We start from the raw sequence: 20,413 nt of genomic DNA on the forward strand, positions 1-20,413 counted from the left end.
GGGGAGTGAATGAATTTAAAGGCTAAGGGCGTTGCCTTTACTGTGGTTATTTTGCTAGCTCTAGCGGGATTATTCTCAGGAATTTTTGTTGGGCAACACATGCATTTTAAGAAAAAAATCGATGTAGCTAATTTTCATGGTACGTATCTTGAAAATCCACGCACAATTAATCAATTTAGTTTAACGGGTACCGATCAAAAAACATTTGATAATGCCAGCTTACAAAATCAATGGACATTGGTATTTTTTGGTTTTACCAATTGTGGCTATTTGTGTCCAACGACTATGGCGGAATTAGGAAAAATGTATCGTACCCTTGAATCTAAAGGCGTGAAAGATTTACCGCATGTGGTGATGATTTCCATTGATCCTGATCGCGATGATCAAGAAAAGTTAGGCAAGTATGTCACGTCATTCCATCCTGCTTTTTATGGTGCACGTGGCGATGATATTGCTATTAAAGCCATGACGCGTGAAATGGGTATTGCTTATGCCAAAATTATGGATAAAGACAGTAATGATCCTAAAAACTATGACGTACAGCATAGTGGGGCGCTCATGCTATTTAATCCACAAGGTGAGTTAAATGCATTCTTTACTACGCCACATCGCGCTGATTTATTGGCAAAAGATTATATGCTATTGGTTTCTTAACCCATTCCATTTGACCTGGCTCCCTCTCCTAAAACAAGTAGGAGAGAGGGTAACATAATTAAATTAGTTCGCTCTTATTTCTCATTGTTCGAGATGAGATTCCCTAATTTATAGACTAGGCTTTAGTTATACTTTTTTAAGTATGAAAATAAAAATAATTGAGGAACGCTACATCCATGAAAATTGCAATATTGGCCACCAACCCACATTTGTACTCACATAAACGCTTGAAAGCAGAAGCGGAAGCTGCCGGCCACGAGATTAAAATTATTAATCCTTTATATTGTTATATGAATGTTGCTGCATCTTGTCCTAAAGTTCATTACCGCGGTGGGGCACCATTACCGCATTTTGATGCCGTCATTCCCCGAATTGGTGCGTCAATGACCTATTATGGAACAGCAGTTTTGCGCCATTTAGAAACCATGGGTATGTATACGGTTAATGAGTCGATCGCCATTTCACGCTCGCGCGATAAATTTCGCTCCTTACAGGTTTTGGCGCGTAAAGGGTTACCTATGCCGCTGACCAGTTTTGCACAATCGCCAGACGATACCGAAGATTTGATTCATATGGTTGGTGGTGCTCCCTTAGTGATTAAATTATTGGAGGGAACACAAGGAAAGGGGGTTATTTTAGCCGATAGTCATCAATCAGCAGTGAGCATTATTAATGCATTTAAAGAAATGCATGCTAATATTTTAGTGCAGGAATTTATTGAAGAATCACGTGGCACTGATATTCGCTGTTTTGTTGTGGGTGAAAAAGTAGTCGGAGCGGTAAAACGACAAGCGAAAGAAGGTGAGTTTCGTGCTAATGTGCATCAAGGCGGTAAGGCTGTCAAAGTAAAATTGACACCGCAAGAGCGTGCCATTGCAGTAAGTGCAGCAAAAACTATGGGGTTAAAAGTCGCGGGTGTGGATTTAATTCGCTCGAACCATGGCCCTTTAATTTTAGAGATTAATTCGTCACCTGGTCTTGAGGGAATTGAAAAGGCGACGGGTCTGAATATTGCCGGAAAAATTATTGAATACATTGAAAAACATGCCAAGCCGGTTAGTTTAAGTCACCGTTTTCATGGGTAGAATGGGTAATATTGCTACCGAACGGTCGCTCCGACCGTTCATCAAGATTTTGACATCCCCGTGAGTTATTACTAAAGGTATCACTATTAATAAAGCGAAAATATTTCAGATTGTTATTTATGCGTCTTATAATAAGGGTATTTTTCCTTCTGAGTTACTCTTTTCTGTTTTTTGTTCTTCTTTATTGAGGGCTAATTTAAAAGCGGCTTTATAAGTGCTACAGACGGCGCTCCTTTCTTCTTGTTGTACTTCTGTTTTAATGTCTTTAAATTCACTGCGTGCTTTATCCAGACCAGCATTGATTTCATTTAAAGCATTTAGGGTTTTACTAAAGGAAATTCGTTTCCAGCTACCTTGTTTTTCCTCTTTGATTATTGCTATCGCGAGTTTTACTTGGTTGTGTATTTTTTCTATGCTGTCTAGATTTTCTAAGTCTTTAGGGCTAATTTTATTGATATCTAATAAGGTATCGCGTTTATTCATGAGGTAGTGAATCTTATTTTGATCGCGTTCTCCACGAGCGAATTCTTGCTCAAGTTTTTTGTTGAGGCCAACAAGTCTGCTGCTAATTTGTTTCTGGGCAATCGCGAAATCTATTTGTGCGGCAGTGGTAATTATTGATTGCGCATTGGTTCGGCAATGATGGATAAGATCTTGTTTCACGCCATCATCAGGCAACTGTAACCATGCTTCGTAAGCATGGCGAGAAAAAAGACGAGCCCCTTTATCATTTTCCTCTGCGGGTAGCCACGTTTCTGTTGTTGAATGTGGATCACGTTTTAACAAAATTAAGTCATTCGTAATGATCATGCTTAATTTATCTTTACTGTGTTCACGAAACCATTGTTCTGCCAAATATGAACCGACTACACCAAATAAAAATCCCTTCCAATTATAAGCTTTAGATTCAGTTAATTCTTTGGTATTCAAATCCAGTGGTGTAGGTGTAAATCCTTCCACTTTCCATGCCCTTCTTGATCCCATAAAGGCAACAATTCTTTGAAAGGTAGATGGCGCATTATCTGCTAAACGGGAGAGCATTTGTTGCATTAGATTAAAACCTGGGAGCACTTGTTTTATAAGATTAAATACATCCTCTTCTTGCTCACCTTTTACACGTGCAAAAATTAGTTTCGTATTTGACAGTTTGTCAATTTTTTTCATGAAATTTTTTATGGGATCAGTGGGGTCGATCCATTTGGAGAACGTCTCGGGAATTACCACCCCCACCTCCGGACTTGCAAAAGCTGCAGCTTGTACTCGACTTTTCACCTCCTCTAAAACTTTGCTTTGCGCGTGTAAATCTTTAATACCGGCATAACCTTGATTATTCGCGACCTGGATGACTAATTTGCGCATTTGTGAGACTTCACGACAGATGCCGCCATCGGCAGCAATCACATTATTACCATCCATATTATGTTCATCAGCAGCTAAAAAGCGATTTGCTGTTTTGACGGCAGATTGCGCTGCAAATGATTTACCACATCCTGATGGTCCGGCTACAATGACTACAGGCCGCTCTTTCCATTTAGCGCCATCATAGTGGGTGGTTGCACGCATCACTACCGCATGTCGATATTCGCGACTGTGCATTTCCTCTTCTAAAGCCAGGAGATAGAGCATACGCCCTTTCGGGCCAAGAAGTTCTTCCATCTTCAGAGTTGCCAATTCAGGATGTGTTTTTCTTTCGTTTTCATCGCCACTAAAATGAGGAGGGGCAAGCTGAGCAATGTACTCTATAAGCTGTTGTCTAAAATAGTGCGGTTTTTGGGCAGCAAACAGTCTTTTGTCTTCAGAAATGCCATTGGCCTCTTTATAGGAGGCTATCTTCCGTTTATGATGCGCCTGATACTGACTGATGTCATGATTTAGTTCTTTTATTCCTTTGTCACTTAAGCAGGATTGTGAGCCTCGTGGATAGCCATAGTTGTCTATTTGCCGGATTAAATCAGCTGCACGGATAGTCTTATCTTTTTGTTGGTCTACCATAGTGCGGCACTCCACAATAAATCTTACTTAGAGTATAGCAATTGGTTTTAGTTTTAATGGGTCGACTCATCTTTTCCTACTAACCATGCAGGGCTGACCTCAAATTCTTGCGCTAAAGCATCTAATAAGACAGGATCAGGATTAGTCGCGCCATTAAGTAACGCCTCTGCTTTAAACTTAGGAATTTTTACTAATTTTGATAATACTTCTATGCGTTCAGCGCTTGATTCGGGGGCGCCAATGTTATCTAGTTCACTATTTAGTCGTTCTGAAAATCTCTTATTAAGCATTTTGGGCTCCTAATAATGATTGAATATTAATAAATCTTATTACTTTGATATAGCATAAAAACGGAGTTTTGCAATGGAAGAAAAATTGTAAGCTTGGGAATTAGGTTGATCTACCTTATCTTTCAATTTAGTATTAAGTCACAAGAAAACAATCGATTTTTTGGGATAACCTATGAGCGAAGAAGTGGCGGTGAAGTACCCTTGTGATTTAATCGTGTTCGGTGCTTTGGGCGATCTTTCATGTCGTAAATTGCTTCCCGCTTTATATCAACTTGAGCGCGCTCATTTGCTGCATCCGGACACCCGAATTATTGGCTGTGCGCGTGAAGAATTAACTTTATCTGCTTACATCGACTTAGTTAAGCTCAAAATCCAAACCTTTTTAAGCGAACCTATCGATGAGTCTGCTTGGCATTGTCTGGCGCAAAAGCTGGATTATTGCCAATTGAATTTAACAACAACAACGGATTATTTTAAATTAGCAAAGTATGTTCAGCCTGTAGAACGCGTGACTATTTCTTATTTTGCCATTCCGCCTTCATTGTATGCTCAAGCCTGCCAAGGTCTTTCTAGCGTTGGTTTAACAAATCAGCCTTCGCGCGTGGTTTTAGAAAAACCTATTGGTCATGATTTATCGTCTTCAATTGCAATTAATAATGAAGTAGCCCGTTTTTTTGCCGAAGATCAGATTTATCGTATTGATCATTATCTAGGCAAAGAAACGGTATTGAATCTTTTAGTCCTTCGTTTTGCTAATGCCATTTTTTCTTCGAATTGGGATCAACGAGTGATTGATAAGGTTGAAATTACCGTTGCAGAAGAGGTGGGGGTGGAAGGAAGATGGTCATATTATGACAAGTCTGGTCAGGTAAGCGACATGCTGCAGAATCATTTATTACAAATAGTCGCCTTAGTCGCTATGGAACCACCAATGAGTCTTGCTGCAGAATGTATCCGCAGCGAAAAATTGAAGGTATTAAAATCATTGCGTTTTATCGGGGATGCCCATGTTCATGAGCAGACGGTACGTGCCCAATATGTGGGCAATGTCATCAATGGACAGAAAATACCAGGTTATTTGGATGAGGAAGGCGCTTATAAAGAGTCTACAACAGAAACTTTTGTGGCGATTAAGGCCTTTATTGATAATTGGCGCTGGGCTGGGGTTCCCTTTTATTTGCTTACTGGTAAACGATTGTCCAAAAAACAAAGTGAAGTTGTGATTTACTTCAAGTCACAACCCTACAATATTTTTAAGCAATTAAAGCAAGATTTATCACCTAATCAGTTGATTATTCGTTTACAACCTGATGAAGGGGTTGAAGTGCGAATGATGAATAAAGTTCCTGGCCTTAGTGAATGTATGCAATTATGCGACAGTAAATTGGATTTGAATTTTAATACTCAGCGTATTGCTGATGCTTATGAGCGTTTATTATTGGAAGTGATGCTTGGCAATCAATATTTGTTTGTCAGTCGCGAAGAAGTTGAGCAAGCTTGGAAATGGATTGATGACATCAAAAATGCATGGGAAAAACAAGAGACACCTTTGTATACTTATCCGTCGGGAACTTGGGGGCCTTTAGAAGTAATTCGTTTATATAATGGTAAGGCGCATGTATGGGGTGAGCAAAATGCAGTTACATAGCTTTGCTGATGCCACTTTATTAACAGGTGATTTAGTGCGCCAACTAAAACAGATTCTTGCTGCGGCTGTGACACAACGAGGTCATGCTTATTTAGTGGTATCAGGGGGAAAAACTCCTATTGATTTATTTAAAACACTAGCAAAAATAGATATCCCCTGGAGTAAAGTAACCATTACTTTGGCAGATGAACGTTGTGTCTCTGTTGATGATGAGAGTCGTAATGAGCGTTTAGTGAGGGAATTTTTATTGCAACACCATGCAAAAGCAGCTCATTTCCTGAGTTTATATCATGAACATCATGAGCAATTAGAGCCAATAGAGCGTGATATTGCCGCCTTACCTATGTTTGATGCGGTAATTTTAGGTATGGGGGAAGACGGACATACCGCGTCCTTATTTCCAGATGCAGATGAACTTAGCCAGGGATTAGATGATGCTGCTGCGGCGGTTCTTTTTGTGACTCCGAAGACCGCACCTTATCAGCGCGTAAGTTTGTCAAAAAAGCGATTATTGGATAGTCGGGTTATTTTTTTTCATTTACTGGGCCAAAACAAATTAGCGGTATTACATCAGGCCATGGCACAACCTGATCCCATGATTATGCCAGTAAGTGCATTTTTAAATAATCATCACGCTAATGTACAGGTGATGTACGCACCTTAAGGAACGAAAATGCATTCGGTTGTTGCTCAAGTTACAGCGCATATTGATGAACGCAGCGCGCGCAGTAGGGCTATATATTTAGAACACATAGAAAAAGCGCGCCTCAATGGGCCACAACGGAGCCTGTTGCATTGTGGAAATCTAGCCCATGGTTTTGCCGCATGTGCGCGTCAGGATAAAGCCAATCTCAGTGGCATGACTAAAGCGAATATAGGTATTATTTCTGCGTATAACGACATGCTTTCTGCGCATCAGCCTTATTTGCAATACCCAGAACAGATCAAAGAAGCTATTGTTGCTGCGGGTGGGGTTGCCCAGTTTGCCGGCGGTGTTCCCGCAATGTGTGATGGTATTACTCAAGGACAACCTGGCATGGAGCTAAGTCTCTTAAGTCGCGATGTGATCGCCATGTCCGCAGCCATAGGGTTATCGCACAATATGTTTGATGGCGGCTTAATGCTAGGGATTTGCGATAAGATTGTTCCTGGCTTACTCATGGCAGCCTTGAGTTTTGGTCATTTGCCGTTTATTTTTGTACCTGCAGGCCCCATGCCTTCAGGTATATCGAATCAAGAAAAAGCACGCATTCGTCAGCTATACGCCGAAGGGAAAGTGGATAAAAATGCGTTGCTTGAGGCGGAAGCTGCGTCCTATCATTCCGCAGGAACTTGTACTTTTTATGGTACGGCGAACTCCAATCAATTAGTAGTGGAAGTGATGGGATTACAATTGCCCGGTTCCTCCTTTATCAATCCTGGCACACCATTACGCGATGCCTTAACTAAGGCGGCAGCGCAACAAGTATTGTCATTAACTGATTTAGGTGAACACTACATGCCAATTGGTCAGCTTATGGATGCAAAAACAATTGTTAATGGTATTGTCGCGTTACTGGCATCAGGGGGGTCTACTAACCATACCATGCACCTGATTGCGATTGCCGCGATGGCAGGTTACCGTGTTAATTGGGATGATTTTGCACAACTATCCGCAGTGACACCATTAATTGCCAAAATTTATCCTAATGGTTATGCCGATGTAAATCATTTTCAACGTGCAGGAGGGGCTGCTTATTTTATCCGTACCTTACTGGATGCTCAATTGTTGCATCCAGATGTCAATACGGTGATGGGTTATGGCTTGGATAAGTATACGCAGCAACCGATGTTGGAAAATAATCAGTTAGTTTGGCATGCGGGGCCTAATGTTTCTAGCGATGAATCGGTGTTAATTTCAAGCGCAACACCGTTTAAGGCTCAAGGAGGTTTACAAGTATTAAGTGGAAACATTGGTCGTGCCGTGATTAAAACTTCAGGACTTGCGGACGGGAAAAGTAAGATTAAGGCTCCTGCTGTAGTATTTGAAAGTCAGGAAGAGTTTGAGCGTGCATATGAACTGGGTTTTTTACAACGCAATTGTATTGTGGTACTGCGTTTTCAAGGCCCCAAAGCATGCGGCATGCCAGAGTTACACCAATTGACGCCTAAATTGGGTGTGCTTATGGATAAAGGCTTTCAGGTTGCCTTATTAACTGATGGTCGTATGTCTGGGGCTTCGGGTAAGGTTCCTGCGGCCATTCATGTGACTCCCGAAGCAATCGATAATCCAGTTCTTTCGTGCATTGAAACGGGAGACACCATTGTAATTGATGCTGAGCGCGGTCGCTTGCAGCTCTTGGTTTCTGAGATGGAGCTTTCTCGACGTAAACCATCGATTATTAATACTGAGGGGCTTTATCATGGCACCGGACGTGAGCTATTTGGCAGCTTAAGAGCGCAATTTACTGGTGCAGAGCAAGGGGCTTGCAGTTTATTTCAGGGAAAAGAGTCTTGTTATGAGCTTTGATGATTTGAATGCATACGCAATCGTTGCCGATATTGGTGGAACCTTTGCTCGTTTTAGTCGGGTGCACTTGGACACCTTAATGATGGATTACATCGCAATTTATACCTGTGCCGAATACCATAGTTTAGAATCGGTATTATTGACTTATCAAGCACAACACGCACTAAATGCCATTACGCAAGTTGCTATTGCTATTGCTTGTCCGGTGCTGGATGATGTGATTTGTATGACTAATACGCATTGGCGTTTTTCCATCAATGAATTAAAACAAAAATTAGGTTTATCTGTACTTAAAGTTTTGAACGATTTTAATGCTATTGCAATGAGTCTTCCTGCCTTATCGGATCTTGACGTGGTGGCAATCGGTACGGGCTATGCTGATAAAAGTAAAGCGCATGTTGTTTTGGGTGCAGGTACCGGCTTAGGGGTGGCTTATTTGCTTGCTAATGATCAAGGTTATGTCGCGCATGCAGGCGAGGGCGGGCATGTGAGCTGGGGGGCAAAGACAGAGCAAGAATGGTTCATTGCTTGTTATCTTAAAAAAATGTATGCACATGTCTCTTATGAACGGGTGTTATCTGGTCAGGGACTAGAAAACATATACCGTGCGTTAGCCGCTTTGCATCAGCAGGAAGAGCGTTCTTTGCCAGCAGCGCAAATTGTGGCTTTAGCTTTAGCGCAGCAATGCGCGGTAGCTGAGGCCGCTGTCGCCCAGTTTTTTTCAATTTTAGGGGCTTATGCTGGTGATTTAGCTTTAATTTTTGCAGCTTTTGGCGGCGTTTATATTGCGGGGGGGATTGTACCGCGCTTATTGCCTTTGCTAGATCAAAGTGATTTTAGAGCCAGCTTTGAGGGAAAAGGGCGTTTTAGTGGCTTTAATGTGCAAATTCCATCCTACGTCATTACTGCGGAGCAGCCAGGGATATTAGGTGCGGCAGTTTCTTTAAAGCATTATTTAAAAAGCCAGATAGAGGTGGTGTAATTTAATCCACCTGCATTATATTAAGAGCAACAAGGAGGCTTTGATGTCATTTTCTACTTGGGATATACAACCGGAAACTGTGTTTTGCTCCTCACCAGTCATGCCGGTAATTCAGATTAAGGATATAGAACAGGCTATTCCTTTAGCCACTGCTTTATTTGCGGGAGGAATTAATGCACTTGAAGTCACGCTAAGAACGCCAATAGCTCTAGCAGCAGTGCAGTTACTTAATCGCACGTTTCCAGATGCTTTAATTGGTGTCGGTACGGTGGTGATTCCTGAGCAGTTACAACAGGCGATTGATGTGGGGGCAAAATTTGCTTTTAGTCCTGGGGCAACCCAAGCGCTATTGACGGCTGGATGTGCGGCAAGTATTCCCTTTATTCCTGGCGTCACCAGTATTTCTGAAGTAATGGAAGGCTTAATCTTGGGTTATACTCATTTTAAATTTTTCCCCGCTGTTGCTGCTGGCGGAATCCCCATGCTCCGGGCAATTTACGGACCGTTTCCTCAAGCACGATTTTGTGCGACCGGTGGTATTAATGAAAGTAATTTTAGTGACTATTTATCATTGCCTAATGTGACTTGTGTTGGTGGGTCATGGATTGTTCCTGATGAGGCGGTTAAACAAGGGAATTGGTCATTAATTACAGAGCTATGTTTTGCAGTAAGGCAAGGAGTAAGAGGATGGGGGCAATTAAATAATCCTCGACAGTCATAGTAACGGACGACTAAGATATTGATGTTCAAGGAGTGAATGATGGCGTGGATGGTAGCAATTATCGGTTCAGTTGCAGGTTTTTTGTTTGGTTATGATGAAGGAATTATTGCTGGTTCTTTAGAGCTAGTTAAACATCATTTTGACTTAACTGCAACCCATATTGGTGTAATGGCTTCGGCCTTACCTTTTGGTGCGTTATTTGGTTCCATGTTGATTGGGGTAGTCATGGCATCAAAAGGAATTAAGTATTTTGGTCGTCGGACGTTATTATCTTTTTCTGGGCTCTTATTTTTTGGGGGGGCTTTAGGGGCTGGCGTTGCTGATTCTATTAGCGTGTTGATCCTGTCACGCTTAATTCTTGGTTTAGCCATCGGGGTTTCCTCTGTGATGGTGCCTTTATATTTAGCCGAAACAGCAACATTACAAAATCGTGGTGCAATCGTTGCTATTTATCAATTGGCGATGACCGTAGGGATTGTTTGTTCTTATTCGGTAAATTATGTGTTAATGGATAATCATGCCTGGCGAGCGATGTTTGCTTCGAGTGCTCTTCCGGCATTGGTTTTAAGTATTGGTATTTTATTCATGCCTGAATCGCCACGCTGGTTATGTAGTGTTGGTCGACACGAGGCGGCAAAGAACGCTTTAAAAAAATTACGTCAAAGCCAGGTTATTGACCAGGAGCTTGCCGATATTGAGGCAACTTTAGCGCATGAGCCAAAGCAGGGCAACTGGCTATTATTATTTCAGAAACCTTTATTGCCCGTATTGATGTTAGGAACGATGTTATTTTGTTTGCAGCAGTTAAGTGGCATTAACGTGGTTATTTATTTTGCTCCCGAAATTTTTAAGAATTTGGGCTTAAGCAGTGTTGCGGGGCAACTATTGGCCACCATTGGCATTGGTGTGGTTAATTTATTGGTAACTGTACTTGCTATTCTCTGTGTCGATAAAGTTGGGCGTCGTAATTTATTGTTATTTGGTTTTGCCGGAACTACGGTGAGTTTATTCGCTTTATGTATCTTTTCCTTGAATCATGTGGCATGGCTTCCTTTCTTATCTGTAGTTTGTCTTACGGTTTATATTTTTTCGTTTGCGATGAGCATAGGCCCCATTCCTCATATTGCTATGGCTGAAATTTTCCCACTCCATGTCCGTGGTGCTGGCATGGGTTTATCGGCAATGAGTAACTGGACTTTTAATACCCTGGTTATTTTTAGTTTTCCTCTTTTGGAAAAAGCTTTGGGTGTTGAATATACCTTTGCTTTGTACGCGGTGATTTGTTTCTTTGGCTTAATTTACACGTATTGTTATATGCCCGAGACCAAAAATATTAGTTTGGAGCAAATTGAGAATTATGTGATTGCAGATAAACCCTTACGATTTTTGGGGCGTGAGGACGTAGTGGCTGATTCTGAGTCGCTCAAAAAAGATCCCTCTGTTTTGGCATCAATGCGTTAATCTTGGGTCTTTTGTCCATGGCCGTCAAGTTAAGGAAAATCCAGGCTATGACGGCTACGGGGCGCTAGGGCATTTCGAGCTAATTTTTCTCTTACATCAAGAGCATGCAAAACAGCAACATAACTCCAGGTAAGGGAATTGGCTCCTTGTTGGACTCCAGTGTTTAAATTAATTTGCTCGCTTAAATTCATCTCCGGCGCGTATATTTTTATGAGTTTTAAATAAGCATCCCCTGTCTTAATGTATTTTTCCATCAGCATGGGTTGTTTTTCATTTATGGGTAAATTAGCGGCAAGGGTAAAATAATATTCAGCCATTGTTGCGGTTAAGATAAACCAAGGGTTACCCTGGCCATCAGTCTGGTAACCATCATAAGTATCGCCAGGATAACGGCCAAATAGAATTGCCCCTGATTTATTATTATTAATCGGGAACATTTGGTTAAATTGGTCATGGAGGGCGTTCACGGTTTTTTCAACATAGATACTATTCGGCGCCAAGATGCCATTTTGGGGATTAAGTAAAATACCCAAAATAATTGATGAATCGAGTTCAAATGCTTTTTGGGGTCCCAAATGTGGTGGCAGCGTTGATTGAATTAAATGATGGCTTTGATCCAAATGTTGATATAGGCGAATATTTATTAAAGCGGCTTGTTGTTCGTAATAAATTGCGGCTTGCTCGTCATTGAGACGGCGGGCAAGGGCTGCACCATCAAATAAGGCTTTTTGTTGAGCCATAGTGGTAAAAAAATGATTTCCTAATACTTCTTCCCAAAGATCAAAGTTTTCATCAGCCCAGTGATGCGCCGTGTATTCCAAATCCATCTTAATCACGCTTATGGCACGTGGATCAAGGCTGCTATTGTACAAATGGGTTTGTACGTATTCCGTTTCATTCTGGTTTAATAATTGTTGCGCAAAATGAATTAGAACCGAGGCTCTGAGGGCTGGGCCATCATTTTGGGGGGCGGCCCCCATTGGCCATCAAATGGGTAGCCATTGATGTAAAACTTAGGTTCACCCAGAATGTCTTGCCCTGGGAGTGGATCGTGTTGATGTTGAATGAGTTGCGTCCAGGATACATAGCGCAATAACCGCTCTTTATGTTCTGTTGCATGCGTTGCTTCATACCATGTTTCAATTAAATTCATGGCAATAGCCGAGTCACGCACCCAATCGTAATAATAATTGGGTTCTTGCTTCGAGGGGGAGGCGACTATGGCTCCATTAGGCTGAATATTGGCAAAAAAATTGTGTTTAAGTTTTTGCACATCTTCAGGGGTAAACACGGCGCCTATGGCTTGAGTGACAAAAAATAGGGTTAAAAAAAAGATCCGTTTCAATTCAATCTCCTGATAAGAAATAAAAAGACAAAACGTGCCATAGTACCTGAAATTTATGGCATAGAGTAGTAGGAGATAAAGTTTAACCTAGGTTGTTTCGCTTCAGATAGCACAAATAAGGGAAATAGAGTGCCAATACCTAAGCCACGCCTTCTTACATGCCCCAGGATTAAGTTTTTGGCTTTAGGTGACTAATTTCCGTTATGGCTTTTACCCATAAAGGCTGCTCATTCAAACAAGGGACGACAATCAATTGTTCGCCACCCAGAGCCAGCCATTGTTGTTTGGCGCGGATATTTATTTCTTCAAGTGTTTCTAAACAATCGGCAACAAAAGAAGGACAAGCAATAACTAATTTTTTGACTCCTTGGGTTGCGAGTGTTGTTAGAACTTCATCTGTATAAGGTTTTATCCATGGTGTTCTACCCAATCTAGATTGAAACGCTGTGCTGTATTTTTTTTCTGCGAGCTGCAATTCGTTTGCTAATAAACGGCTGCTTTGATGGCATTGAGCTTTATAACACTTTTGGTTACTTTCTGTGAGGACAGGACAATCATCGCTGCATACGGATTTACACTCATTTTTCGTAATTTGGCGTTCGGGGATTCCATGATAACTAAAAAGCACATGTTCTGATTCTGGCAGATAATCTTTAATTAGTTTTGTTTGTGCCTTAATGTAGGCAGGATGTTGAAAGAAATCACGGATTATGGTTAGTGTGGGAATAATATCCCAGGAACTGATAATGCGCATGGCCTCTTCAATGGACGAGCCGTTTGCTGCAGATGAGTATTGTGGGTATAAAGGTAAAATAGTAATGGTATCACAGGATTTTAATCTTTCTAAAGCGGATGCGATTGATGGTTCACCATAACGCATACCTAAGGCAATTTCATAGTCAGGACCAACTTCTTTTTGTACTTGATGTGCTAAATTTTCACTGTGGTAAAGTAATGGCGAACCCTGTGCAGTCCAAATGGCTTGATACGCTCGGGCTGAACGCTTTGTTCTAAATGGCAGGATAAAAGCATAAACCAGGACATAGCGAAGCAAAGCGGGTAAATCGATCACTCGCTTATCCGTTAGAAAGGTGCGTAAATAATCTCTAACTGCAGAAATTTTTGCGCTCTTGGGGGTGCCAAGATTAATGAGTAATAAACCACGCTTCATCAGTAAAATTTTGACCTTAAATAAATTGCGGTCATCATACCTGAAGATGATTTTGAATTCAGTAATTGAATAAAATTTAGTTTTGGGGTCGCGGCATTATAATTCCGTGTTATTACAAGGCCGCGTTCACTCAATTAAGCCATTTCTGCTTCGGCATCTTCCGTGGCTACAAGTACATTCGCAGCATGAAGACCTTTATCGCCTTGCCCTACGTCATAGGTGACCATTTGCCCAGGAACTAAGGTTTTGTAACCTGAGCCATGAATTGCTGAGAAATGAACAAAAATATCATCACCGCCTTGTTCAGGGATAATAAATCCCCATCCTTTGGCATTGTTAAACCACTTAACTTCACCCCTAGCCATAGTTATTCTCCTTTAACTCAAGTTTTCAATTGTCAGAATTAGGCTAACAATTGCATTTGTCCATAAATGAAACCTACATTTATATATAGGTAGATTTAACATAACGTAAAATGGACTCATTACTCAATAGAATTTTTGCAAAAAAATCTATTTCTTAATAATTCCTTAAGTTGTTTATGTTAACTTATAGTTATAAGTGTCGTCAGAGGAGTTGAGAATGGGGATTAACAGCACTTCTAAAATGTTTGAAGGCTTAGGGATATCTGCGATTGCTAATAAAAAACAGGTGGAGCAAAATGAGGCATATGATATGCCATGCTTGACACCTTCTACTAAGACAAGCAAAGATATGAAGAATGCACTAACGAATGCATTAGGTTTGTCTTCTTCGAAAAATTATTCGCCAATGGATTAATCTGCAACTCTTAAGGATGAGCTTTTCTAAAATTATCATTTATTAAGAGGGGCTATTGACCTTTTATCTGGGCCAAAATGAGTCGATGTTCTGTACCCTGATGTTACACATATTTGATGTATGCTCCGCTGTGGTGCTTAAAAATTAACCTATCTGGCTTAATCTAGCGAAATGTCAACAGCCCCTAATATTCAGGTGTTTTTTCATTGATTTTTTTCTTAATATGCAGGTGCTAAAGACACTTTTTAGGTATATACTTTTTTTATAGTCGATTATTTTTGAGGCAATAGGTATGGCAAGTGGGGGATTTGCTGAGACAGCGCATTGGCGAGATTCTGCGCGTAGCGCTCGTTTTTTTATGGTCGATGCGCGCGCTGCATTCCCTATATTTCTATTTTTAATGCACATTAGGGTATGGACTGGGGTATTGGTTTTAGTTTCTGCAGTATTTTTTGGTATTATTGAACACTATGGTTTTACTGTGCCTGTTTTTTTGCGTTGGATAAGAAATTTTTTAGCAGGAAACCTAAAATCTGCACAACCCTGGTGGCGATAACAAATGGATCGAGATATTAGTAAATGTATGGGGATCATTGCTGCGAGTCTGAATGCAAAATTCTATTTGAATGATCGTTTTGTTAGTTTTGATGAAGTTTTTGCAGACACTGGTTTATTACCGGCGATTGCAAAACGTGCTGATCAATTGTGTTCCTTATGCTTAGGTTATGGTTTAGGGGCAACGTTTGATGAAGCTGAAGGTGCTTTGTTAGGATTGCGCGTAGTGTTTGATGAAGTTACACCGAATGTTTTACGTTTGTTATGTATGACGGATGTATTAAATGAGTTAATCCAGGGTGGACCTAGTAAAGACTATACTCCCTTGGATGAGTTAATGTATGATTAAGCGCATTTTTTTAATGAATTGTAAAGAATTCGAAAGTAATGAGGTATTTAGCTCCACTTTCTGATTTCTTTTGATAGACTCAGGTCATAAGGTTATAAGTTTTAGGAGCAGTAATATGGCAACATTAAACAGTGGATTGGGGTTTTTTCCTTCTGTAGCAGCTATGGTGCCTGTGTCGCCAGAATACGCTTATCGGATAGCATCAGAAATAAAAAAAATGAAGTCGCAAGTGGAAAAAGCGGCACAAATCAGACAAGCTCCGGCTAATCTGGCGGCAGTTGCTGAGTTAGAAAAATGTGAGACGGCGCTAAATGCGGCAATTAATGGTTTAGCAGTCACCGCAACGTCTGATATGGGGGCAACAAGTGCCAAACCAGACAATATTCACCATGAGGTAGCGTCAACACCGTCGTTAAGATGATAAATTTTTGCATCGGTGATGACAGGTTCATCATCCTTTGGGATGATGAACGCAAGATTAGTTGCAATAGCTTTTCTTGGTTTATTTTAATTGATTATGGCAAATTATGATTATACTACTTAATCCTTGGTTTAATTTTGGGTGATATACCCCTAGAGGTTGTGCGTTGATGTTATGAAAGAAATACTCTCAGATCAGCAAAATGAAGCGATTCTTCATGCCTTGGATGAGGCTATTAATAATGGACCTTGGGATCAATCTAATTTCTTGCGTGCAATTGGTAAAAATTTAAATGATATTCGTGATAATTTTGTGAGTCAGCTTGATACGCGTACTCGGCAACAAATCAAAGCGGATACGCATTTGGCGAATCGTCTGGCGCTTAGAAGTGGGCAACAGGAGGTTTTTGTTTCTTTATATTCTGCGGATGGAACAAATCTGCAGTCGTGGGAAAAAATAGTAGCTAATTTACCTCGGCAAATGATCTCCCGTCCTATTTATGCGAATGAAGAGCATGTGCGAGAGCTGATAAAAACAAAAGAAAATAAGCAAAATGAAGCTTATCTTGGCATTTACATTAATCAAGCAGATATCATTCCTCTTACTCCAGATAAAGCTTTGAGTGACAAATTAGGTAATGTTTTATTGACTTTGAAGGATAAAACCTTGGATTTAGAGAATATTAGTCGTTTTGTACACATTACCGGGGTTTATCAATTTGATCGTGGTCGTTTGCTTAAAGAATCTTAATTTTACTTCATAATTATATTGTTTGTTTTAGCTCCGTGTTGCTGTTTTTGAAGAACTTTGATTTTAATCTTGAAATTCTCGCAAAAATGTCAAAGAGCAGTATATACTTGAAGTTAAAGAAACTAATTAGAAGTAAGCATTAATGGCTCAGCAATCCCAACAGCAAGGTACCGATAATGGCATGGCACCCATATGGATTATGGTGTTGCTGTTTATTACTGTATATCTAATTTGGAGAACAGGACATCAATACATTGTAATGGTTGTTTTCCAAATTAATATTTGGCAAGCCAAATTAGTTAATTTATTTATTCATGATGAACAACTTACTAATCTGATTTATCTGATGCAAACCGTGGATCCTAATGCTATAGATTGGAATCAGTTATTAGATACAACGCGTGCGGTTGGGGATTTCATGCGTTATCCTGTTGTGTTTGTGCTTCTGCTCTTAGCGGTTATTCTTTATCGTTCGAATATTACGTTAAAATTCCGCAAAGCCCATGATATGAAGAGTTTACGCGCACAGGAGCAATTTAACTGGCCGGCAATTATGCCAGTGATTAAGGAAGATTTGGTCAGCCAAGATGTCAATACTGGTCCTTGGGCTATGGCAATGACGCCAATGGAGTTTGCACGTAAGCATAAGTTATTAAGAAAAGACGATGTATTACTTGATAATCCAGTACCTGGTATGGAAATGACTGCAGGTATACGGCGCGGTGATGCGAAGCGAGTTTTTACCTTACAATTAGGCCCTTATTGGGATGGTTTTGAACATTGCTCACCTCCTGCCTATGCTATGGCAGCCGTTTTTATTGCTCGGATGAACCGAGATCGGGATGCGGCTAATAATATTTTAACGGTGTTGGATAAAACTTTTGTTGCCGGGAAGCCTGATTTTTCTGTTGCCAAACCCATAATAGACAAGTACAAAAATACCGAATTAGTGCAGGAAATAGTCGCAAAACATGCCTATACTCTAACTGTACTGGCTTCATTGCTTGCCGCAGCTCGCGAAGATGGGGTTGTTCCTAGTTCAGAATTTTTATGGTTAAAGCCCGTGGACAGAAGATTATGGTATATGCTTAATTGTGTAGGTAGGCAAACTCCCTATTCAGAAGTTGCTGGTGCTTTTGCTCATTGGCGCGCAGAAAGAGAGATGGGGCGACGTTCTTTAGTGCCTATGATCGATGAAGCGATAAGAGCTTTAGAAATAGCGATAAAAGAGATTAAGTTAACACCCCGTCAAATGCAGGAGTTAGAGCCATGATGCGCGGTATTGATTCGAAACATGAATTAGATCCCACTCTTTTACTTAGGGATACACGAACCCTAACCCAAAGAATATCCGATGCTTTTTCTGATCCAACAAATATTTCCATTATTTTATTTACCTTGGCAGCAATGTCCTACTATTTTTCTGAAGCTGCAACCTTGCTCATGTTGATTGGGGGGGCATCGTTTATCTATTCCTTTACACGCAAACAAAAACTGCCATTTCGTCTTCCACTAATCGCTCGAGTCAAAGATTATAACGATATGAAACCCGGTATTAATAAGCCTAATATCGCACGTGGTATCGCTTTTTTTGGTAATGACCGTAAAAGCGGTGAAGAACTTTGGTTTGCTAACGATGATATGCGTACCCATGCTTTAATTTTTGGCTCAACCGGTAGTGGTAAAACAGAATGTTTGGTGTCACTTGCTTATAATGCTTTAGTCCAAGGAAGTGGTTTTATTTATGTGGATGGGAAAGGGGATAATTCGCTTTATGCTAAGGTGTTCTCTATGGTTCGGAGCATGGGGCGCGAAGATGATTTATTGTTAATTAATTTCATGACCGGTGCGCGTGATATTGTTGGCCCCCAAGAAAAACGACTTTCTAATACACTAAATCCGTTTTGCCAGGGCTCTTCAAGTATGCTAACCCAGCTGGTGGTCAGTTTGATGGGTTCCTCTCAAGGTGGTGGCGATGGAGATATGTGGAAAGGCCGGGCGATTGCATTCGTTGAAGCCTTAATGCGTTTATTGGTTTACATGCGTGATGATGGTGCAATTCTTTTAGATGCAAACTCTATCCGAAACTATTTTGATCTAACGCGGCTAGAATCCATTGTCATTGATAAAGTGTTTCCACGTGATGATATGGAAAGTATTAATATTGAACAAGTCCCTAAATTGGTTACCGATCCATTACGTAACTATTTAAATACACTTCCTGGTTATAATAAAGAGAAAAAAGGGAAACAAGTATCACAGGTATTGGAACAACACGGTTTTATTACCATGCAGCTTGTCCGTAGTTTCTCATCTCTTGCGGATACTTATGGGCATATTATTCGTACCAACTTAGCTGAAGTGGATTTTAAAGATGTAGTTTTGAATCGAAGAATTCTTGTTGTTTTATTGCCGGCACTTGAAAAATCGCCCGACGAGTTATCTAATTTAGGTAAAATTATTGTTTCTTCATTAAAAGCCATGATGGCTGCCGGTTTGGGAGAGGAGGTTGAAGGGGATTATCGCGATGTTATTTTAAGAAAGCCAACGAATGCTCCCACGCCTTATATGTGTATTCTTGATGAGTACGGATATTATGCGGTTCAAGGTTTTGCTGTGGTACCTGCACAGGCACGTTCCCTTGGCTTCTCGGCAATTTTTGCGGGACAAGATTTACCCGCATTCCAAAAAGCATCTAAGGAAGAGGCCGCATCAATCGGTGCGAATACCAACATCAAAATCTGTATGAAATTGGAAGACCCCACTGAAACTTGGGATTTCTTTACCAAAACAGCAGGTGAAGCCTATGTAACTAAAGTAGATTCGTTTCAAGCAAAAGACAGTACGATGACCAATAGTTATCTGGACAGTAAGAGCTCCTCTTTTGAGAAACGGGCACGTGTGGATCTCTTAGATCTTAAAGAGCAAACAGAGGGTGAGGCTCATATCTTTTTCAAATCGAAAATTGTGCGTGCTCGAATGTTTTATGCGAATCCTAAGCCGGTGAAACAATTAAAGATTAATCAATTCTTAAAAGTAGAACCACCGCCAGATGATTATTTAATGAAGCTGCAAAAGCAGTTAACGTCATTCCAAGCAATTCTGAATAGTGGCGATTTAACGATTAATAAGGCTGTGGAAAATGAAGAAATTACCCTTATTACACAGTTACTACGTGAGTCTACTATAGCCGAGCCCATCGAGCGCGGTGTGTCTGCTTTAATTGCATTCCATAATCATAATGAACCAGAACCAGTTGAAGATTTAGTTGAAGAAGAAGTGGAAGGCGCTTTAACTATCTTTAGTCCATTACGGGTAAATGCAAGCGAACCGCCTATTTTAGTCAGTGATAAGGAAACCTTCTCTGAATCTTTATTGCCTATCAACGAAACGCGTAACCAAATGATGACAATTGAACGTTTGGCTGGGGCTAAGGATAAATATGCGGGTACGGTGGCTAATGAATTGATTAAAGATTTTCAATTAGCAACCAGTTATCCTCCAGAAGAGCGTGATGAAGTCGATCCATATACATTGACTGATATGGTGAGCAGCTTGTCAGAAAAAATTGTTAGTGAACGTGAGAAAGCAAATAAGAAAAGCGAAGAAGAGTTGAGTTAATTATTTTACTCCTTGGGCCTGTTCTCAGGCTCAAAGATAAGTGCTTAAATGTTGTGTGCCTCCTTAAGTAAACTAATCT

The 20,413-nt window shown here is 40.6% G+C and carries 19 protein-coding genes and 1 pseudogene; 15 read left to right on the plus strand and 5 right to left on the minus strand.

Features of this window, described 5'->3' with window-relative positions; all coding sequences use genetic code 11:
* The first annotated feature begins 9 nt into the window (after window positions 1-9).
* Together LDG_RS15285 and rimK are read left to right on the plus strand one after the other, a co-directional pair.
* A complete protein-coding gene (locus LDG_RS15285; protein WP_006872335.1) occupies window positions 10-654 on the plus strand; it encodes an SCO family protein in 645 nt (214 codons plus the stop codon).
* A 176-nt stretch (window positions 655-830) separates the two neighbouring features.
* Entirely contained in the window at window positions 831-1,739 is a 909-nt protein-coding gene (gene rimK, locus LDG_RS15290; protein ID WP_006872336.1) for a 30S ribosomal protein S6--L-glutamate ligase, read from the plus strand.
* Between the two features lie 126 nt (window positions 1,740-1,865).
* On the opposite strand, the gene LDG_RS15295 is transcribed toward rimK, so the two are convergent.
* Together LDG_RS15295 and LDG_RS15300 are read right to left on the minus strand one after the other, a co-directional pair.
* The gene (locus LDG_RS15295; RefSeq protein ID WP_006872337.1) at window positions 1,866-3,731 is read right to left on the minus strand and encodes a hypothetical protein; all 1,866 of its coding nucleotides are present in this window, start codon (window positions 3,729-3,731) and stop codon (window positions 1,866-1,868) included.
* Window positions 3,732-3,784: 53 nt separating this feature from the next.
* Window positions 3,785-4,021 carry a hypothetical protein gene (locus tag LDG_RS15300; RefSeq protein ID WP_006872338.1) on the minus strand — a complete coding sequence of 79 codons (237 nt, stop codon included), beginning with the start codon at window positions 4,019-4,021 and terminating at the stop codon, window positions 3,785-3,787.
* Window positions 4,022-4,193: 172 nt separating this feature from the next.
* Here LDG_RS15300 and zwf point away from each other — a divergent pair, with 172 nt between their 5' ends.
* From zwf to LDG_RS15330, 6 genes are read left to right on the plus strand one after another with little or no spacing between them, the layout of a single operon-like run.
* A complete protein-coding gene (zwf, locus tag LDG_RS15305) occupies window positions 4,194-5,669 on the plus strand; it encodes a glucose-6-phosphate dehydrogenase (RefSeq protein WP_006872339.1) in 1,476 nt (491 codons plus the stop codon).
* A complete protein-coding gene (gene pgl, locus LDG_RS15310; protein ID WP_006872340.1) occupies window positions 5,656-6,333 on the plus strand; it encodes a 6-phosphogluconolactonase in 678 nt (225 codons plus the stop codon). The genes zwf and pgl overlap by 14 nt, the downstream gene beginning before the upstream one ends.
* Before the next feature lie 9 nt (window positions 6,334-6,342).
* A complete protein-coding gene (edd, locus tag LDG_RS15315; RefSeq protein WP_006872341.1) occupies window positions 6,343-8,178 on the plus strand; it encodes a phosphogluconate dehydratase in 1,836 nt (611 codons plus the stop codon).
* Entirely contained in the window at window positions 8,168-9,160 is a 993-nt protein-coding gene (gene glk, locus LDG_RS15320; protein ID WP_006872342.1) for a glucokinase, read from the plus strand. Before edd ends, glk begins: the two co-directional genes overlap by 11 nt.
* A 43-nt stretch (window positions 9,161-9,203) precedes the next feature.
* Entirely contained in the window at window positions 9,204-9,881 is a 678-nt protein-coding gene (locus tag LDG_RS15325) for a bifunctional 4-hydroxy-2-oxoglutarate aldolase/2-dehydro-3-deoxy-phosphogluconate aldolase (RefSeq protein ID WP_006872343.1), read from the plus strand.
* A gap of 39 nt (window positions 9,882-9,920) precedes the next feature.
* Window positions 9,921-11,342, plus strand: coding sequence for a sugar porter family MFS transporter (locus LDG_RS15330; RefSeq protein ID WP_006872344.1), 1,422 nt, complete (start codon window positions 9,921-9,923; stop codon window positions 11,340-11,342).
* A 29-nt stretch (window positions 11,343-11,371) separates the two neighbouring features.
* Here the strand turns inward: LDG_RS15330 and LDG_RS15335 are convergent.
* From LDG_RS15335 to LDG_RS15345, 3 genes and pseudogenes are all read right to left on the minus strand, one after another.
* Window positions 11,372-12,687 (minus strand): annotated as a pseudogene (locus LDG_RS15335) (glycoside hydrolase family 15 protein).
* A gap of 169 nt (window positions 12,688-12,856) precedes the next feature.
* Window positions 12,857-13,858, minus strand: a complete 1,002-nt coding sequence (gene hemH, locus LDG_RS15340) for a ferrochelatase (protein WP_006872347.1) — start codon at window positions 13,856-13,858, stop codon at window positions 12,857-12,859.
* Between the two features lie 134 nt (window positions 13,859-13,992).
* A complete protein-coding gene (locus LDG_RS15345; RefSeq protein ID WP_006872349.1) occupies window positions 13,993-14,223 on the minus strand; it encodes a cold-shock protein in 231 nt (76 codons plus the stop codon).
* Between the two features lie 217 nt (window positions 14,224-14,440).
* Here LDG_RS15345 and LDG_RS15350 point away from each other — a divergent pair, with 217 nt between their 5' ends.
* From LDG_RS15350 to LDG_RS15380, 7 genes are all read left to right on the plus strand, one after another.
* A complete protein-coding gene (locus tag LDG_RS15350) occupies window positions 14,441-14,638 on the plus strand; it encodes a hypothetical protein (RefSeq protein ID WP_006872350.1) in 198 nt (65 codons plus the stop codon).
* 292 nt (window positions 14,639-14,930) lie between these two features.
* Window positions 14,931-15,194: an IcmT/TraK family protein gene (icmT, locus tag LDG_RS15355; RefSeq protein WP_006872351.1), complete on the plus strand. Its 264-nt coding sequence runs from the start codon at window positions 14,931-14,933 to the stop codon at window positions 15,192-15,194.
* A 3-nt stretch (window positions 15,195-15,197) separates the two neighbouring features.
* Window positions 15,198-15,542 (plus strand): type IV secretion IcmS family protein, encoded by a 345-nt coding sequence (locus LDG_RS15360; RefSeq protein ID WP_006872352.1) that lies wholly within the window; start codon window positions 15,198-15,200, stop codon window positions 15,540-15,542.
* Window positions 15,543-15,657: 115 nt separating this feature from the next.
* Complete coding sequence (locus LDG_RS15365) at window positions 15,658-15,963, plus strand: hypothetical protein (protein WP_006872353.1); 306 nt, start codon at window positions 15,658-15,660, stop codon at window positions 15,961-15,963.
* A gap of 174 nt (window positions 15,964-16,137) precedes the next feature.
* On the plus strand, window positions 16,138-16,713 hold the full coding sequence (gene icmQ, locus LDG_RS15370; RefSeq protein WP_006872354.1) for a Dot/Icm secretion system protein IcmQ: 576 nt from the start codon (window positions 16,138-16,140) through the stop codon (window positions 16,711-16,713).
* A gap of 142 nt (window positions 16,714-16,855) precedes the next feature.
* Complete coding sequence (gene icmP / locus LDG_RS15375; protein WP_040536199.1) at window positions 16,856-17,986, plus strand: type IVB secretion system coupling complex protein DotM/IcmP; 1,131 nt, start codon at window positions 16,856-16,858, stop codon at window positions 17,984-17,986.
* On the plus strand, window positions 17,983-20,334 hold the full coding sequence (locus LDG_RS15380) for a TraM recognition domain-containing protein (protein ID WP_006872356.1): 2,352 nt from the start codon (window positions 17,983-17,985) through the stop codon (window positions 20,332-20,334). Before icmP ends, LDG_RS15380 begins: the two co-directional genes overlap by 4 nt.
* Window positions 20,335-20,413 lie beyond the last annotated feature (79 nt).

This window comes from Legionella drancourtii LLAP12 (genome assembly GCF_000162755.2).
Lineage (GTDB): Bacteria > Pseudomonadota > Gammaproteobacteria > Legionellales > Legionellaceae > Legionella > Legionella drancourtii.

Excerpts from the sequence above, each read along its gene's own strand:
- LDG_RS15285 (WP_006872335.1), top strand. The coding sequence starts at position 10 with ATGAATTTAAAGGCTAAGGGCGTTGCCTTTACTGTGGTTATTTTGCTA.
- rimK (WP_006872336.1), top strand. The coding sequence starts at position 831 with ATGAAAATTGCAATATTGGCCACCAACCCACATTTGTACTCACATAAA.
- LDG_RS15295 (WP_006872337.1), bottom strand. The coding sequence starts at position 3,731 with ATGGTAGACCAACAAAAAGATAAGACTATCCGTGCAGCTGATTTAATC.
- LDG_RS15300 (WP_006872338.1), bottom strand. The coding sequence starts at position 4,021 with ATGCTTAATAAGAGATTTTCAGAACGACTAAATAGTGAACTAGATAAC.
- zwf (WP_006872339.1), top strand. The coding sequence starts at position 4,194 with ATGAGCGAAGAAGTGGCGGTGAAGTACCCTTGTGATTTAATCGTGTTC.
- pgl (WP_006872340.1), top strand. The coding sequence starts at position 5,656 with ATGCAGTTACATAGCTTTGCTGATGCCACTTTATTAACAGGTGATTTA.
- edd (WP_006872341.1), top strand. The coding sequence starts at position 6,343 with ATGCATTCGGTTGTTGCTCAAGTTACAGCGCATATTGATGAACGCAGC.
- glk (WP_006872342.1), top strand. The coding sequence starts at position 8,168 with ATGAGCTTTGATGATTTGAATGCATACGCAATCGTTGCCGATATTGGT.
- LDG_RS15325 (WP_006872343.1), top strand. The coding sequence starts at position 9,204 with ATGTCATTTTCTACTTGGGATATACAACCGGAAACTGTGTTTTGCTCC.
- LDG_RS15330 (WP_006872344.1), top strand. The coding sequence starts at position 9,921 with ATGGCGTGGATGGTAGCAATTATCGGTTCAGTTGCAGGTTTTTTGTTT.
- hemH (WP_006872347.1), bottom strand. The coding sequence starts at position 13,858 with ATGAAGCGTGGTTTATTACTCATTAATCTTGGCACCCCCAAGAGCGCA.
- LDG_RS15345 (WP_006872349.1), bottom strand. The coding sequence starts at position 14,223 with ATGGCTAGGGGTGAAGTTAAGTGGTTTAACAATGCCAAAGGATGGGGA.
- LDG_RS15350 (WP_006872350.1), top strand. The coding sequence starts at position 14,441 with ATGGGGATTAACAGCACTTCTAAAATGTTTGAAGGCTTAGGGATATCT.
- icmT (WP_006872351.1), top strand. The coding sequence starts at position 14,931 with ATGGCAAGTGGGGGATTTGCTGAGACAGCGCATTGGCGAGATTCTGCG.
- LDG_RS15360 (WP_006872352.1), top strand. The coding sequence starts at position 15,198 with ATGGATCGAGATATTAGTAAATGTATGGGGATCATTGCTGCGAGTCTG.
- LDG_RS15365 (WP_006872353.1), top strand. The coding sequence starts at position 15,658 with ATGGCAACATTAAACAGTGGATTGGGGTTTTTTCCTTCTGTAGCAGCT.
- icmQ (WP_006872354.1), top strand. The coding sequence starts at position 16,138 with ATGAAAGAAATACTCTCAGATCAGCAAAATGAAGCGATTCTTCATGCC.
- icmP (WP_040536199.1), top strand. The coding sequence starts at position 16,856 with ATGGCTCAGCAATCCCAACAGCAAGGTACCGATAATGGCATGGCACCC.
- LDG_RS15380 (WP_006872356.1), top strand. The coding sequence starts at position 17,983 with ATGATGCGCGGTATTGATTCGAAACATGAATTAGATCCCACTCTTTTA.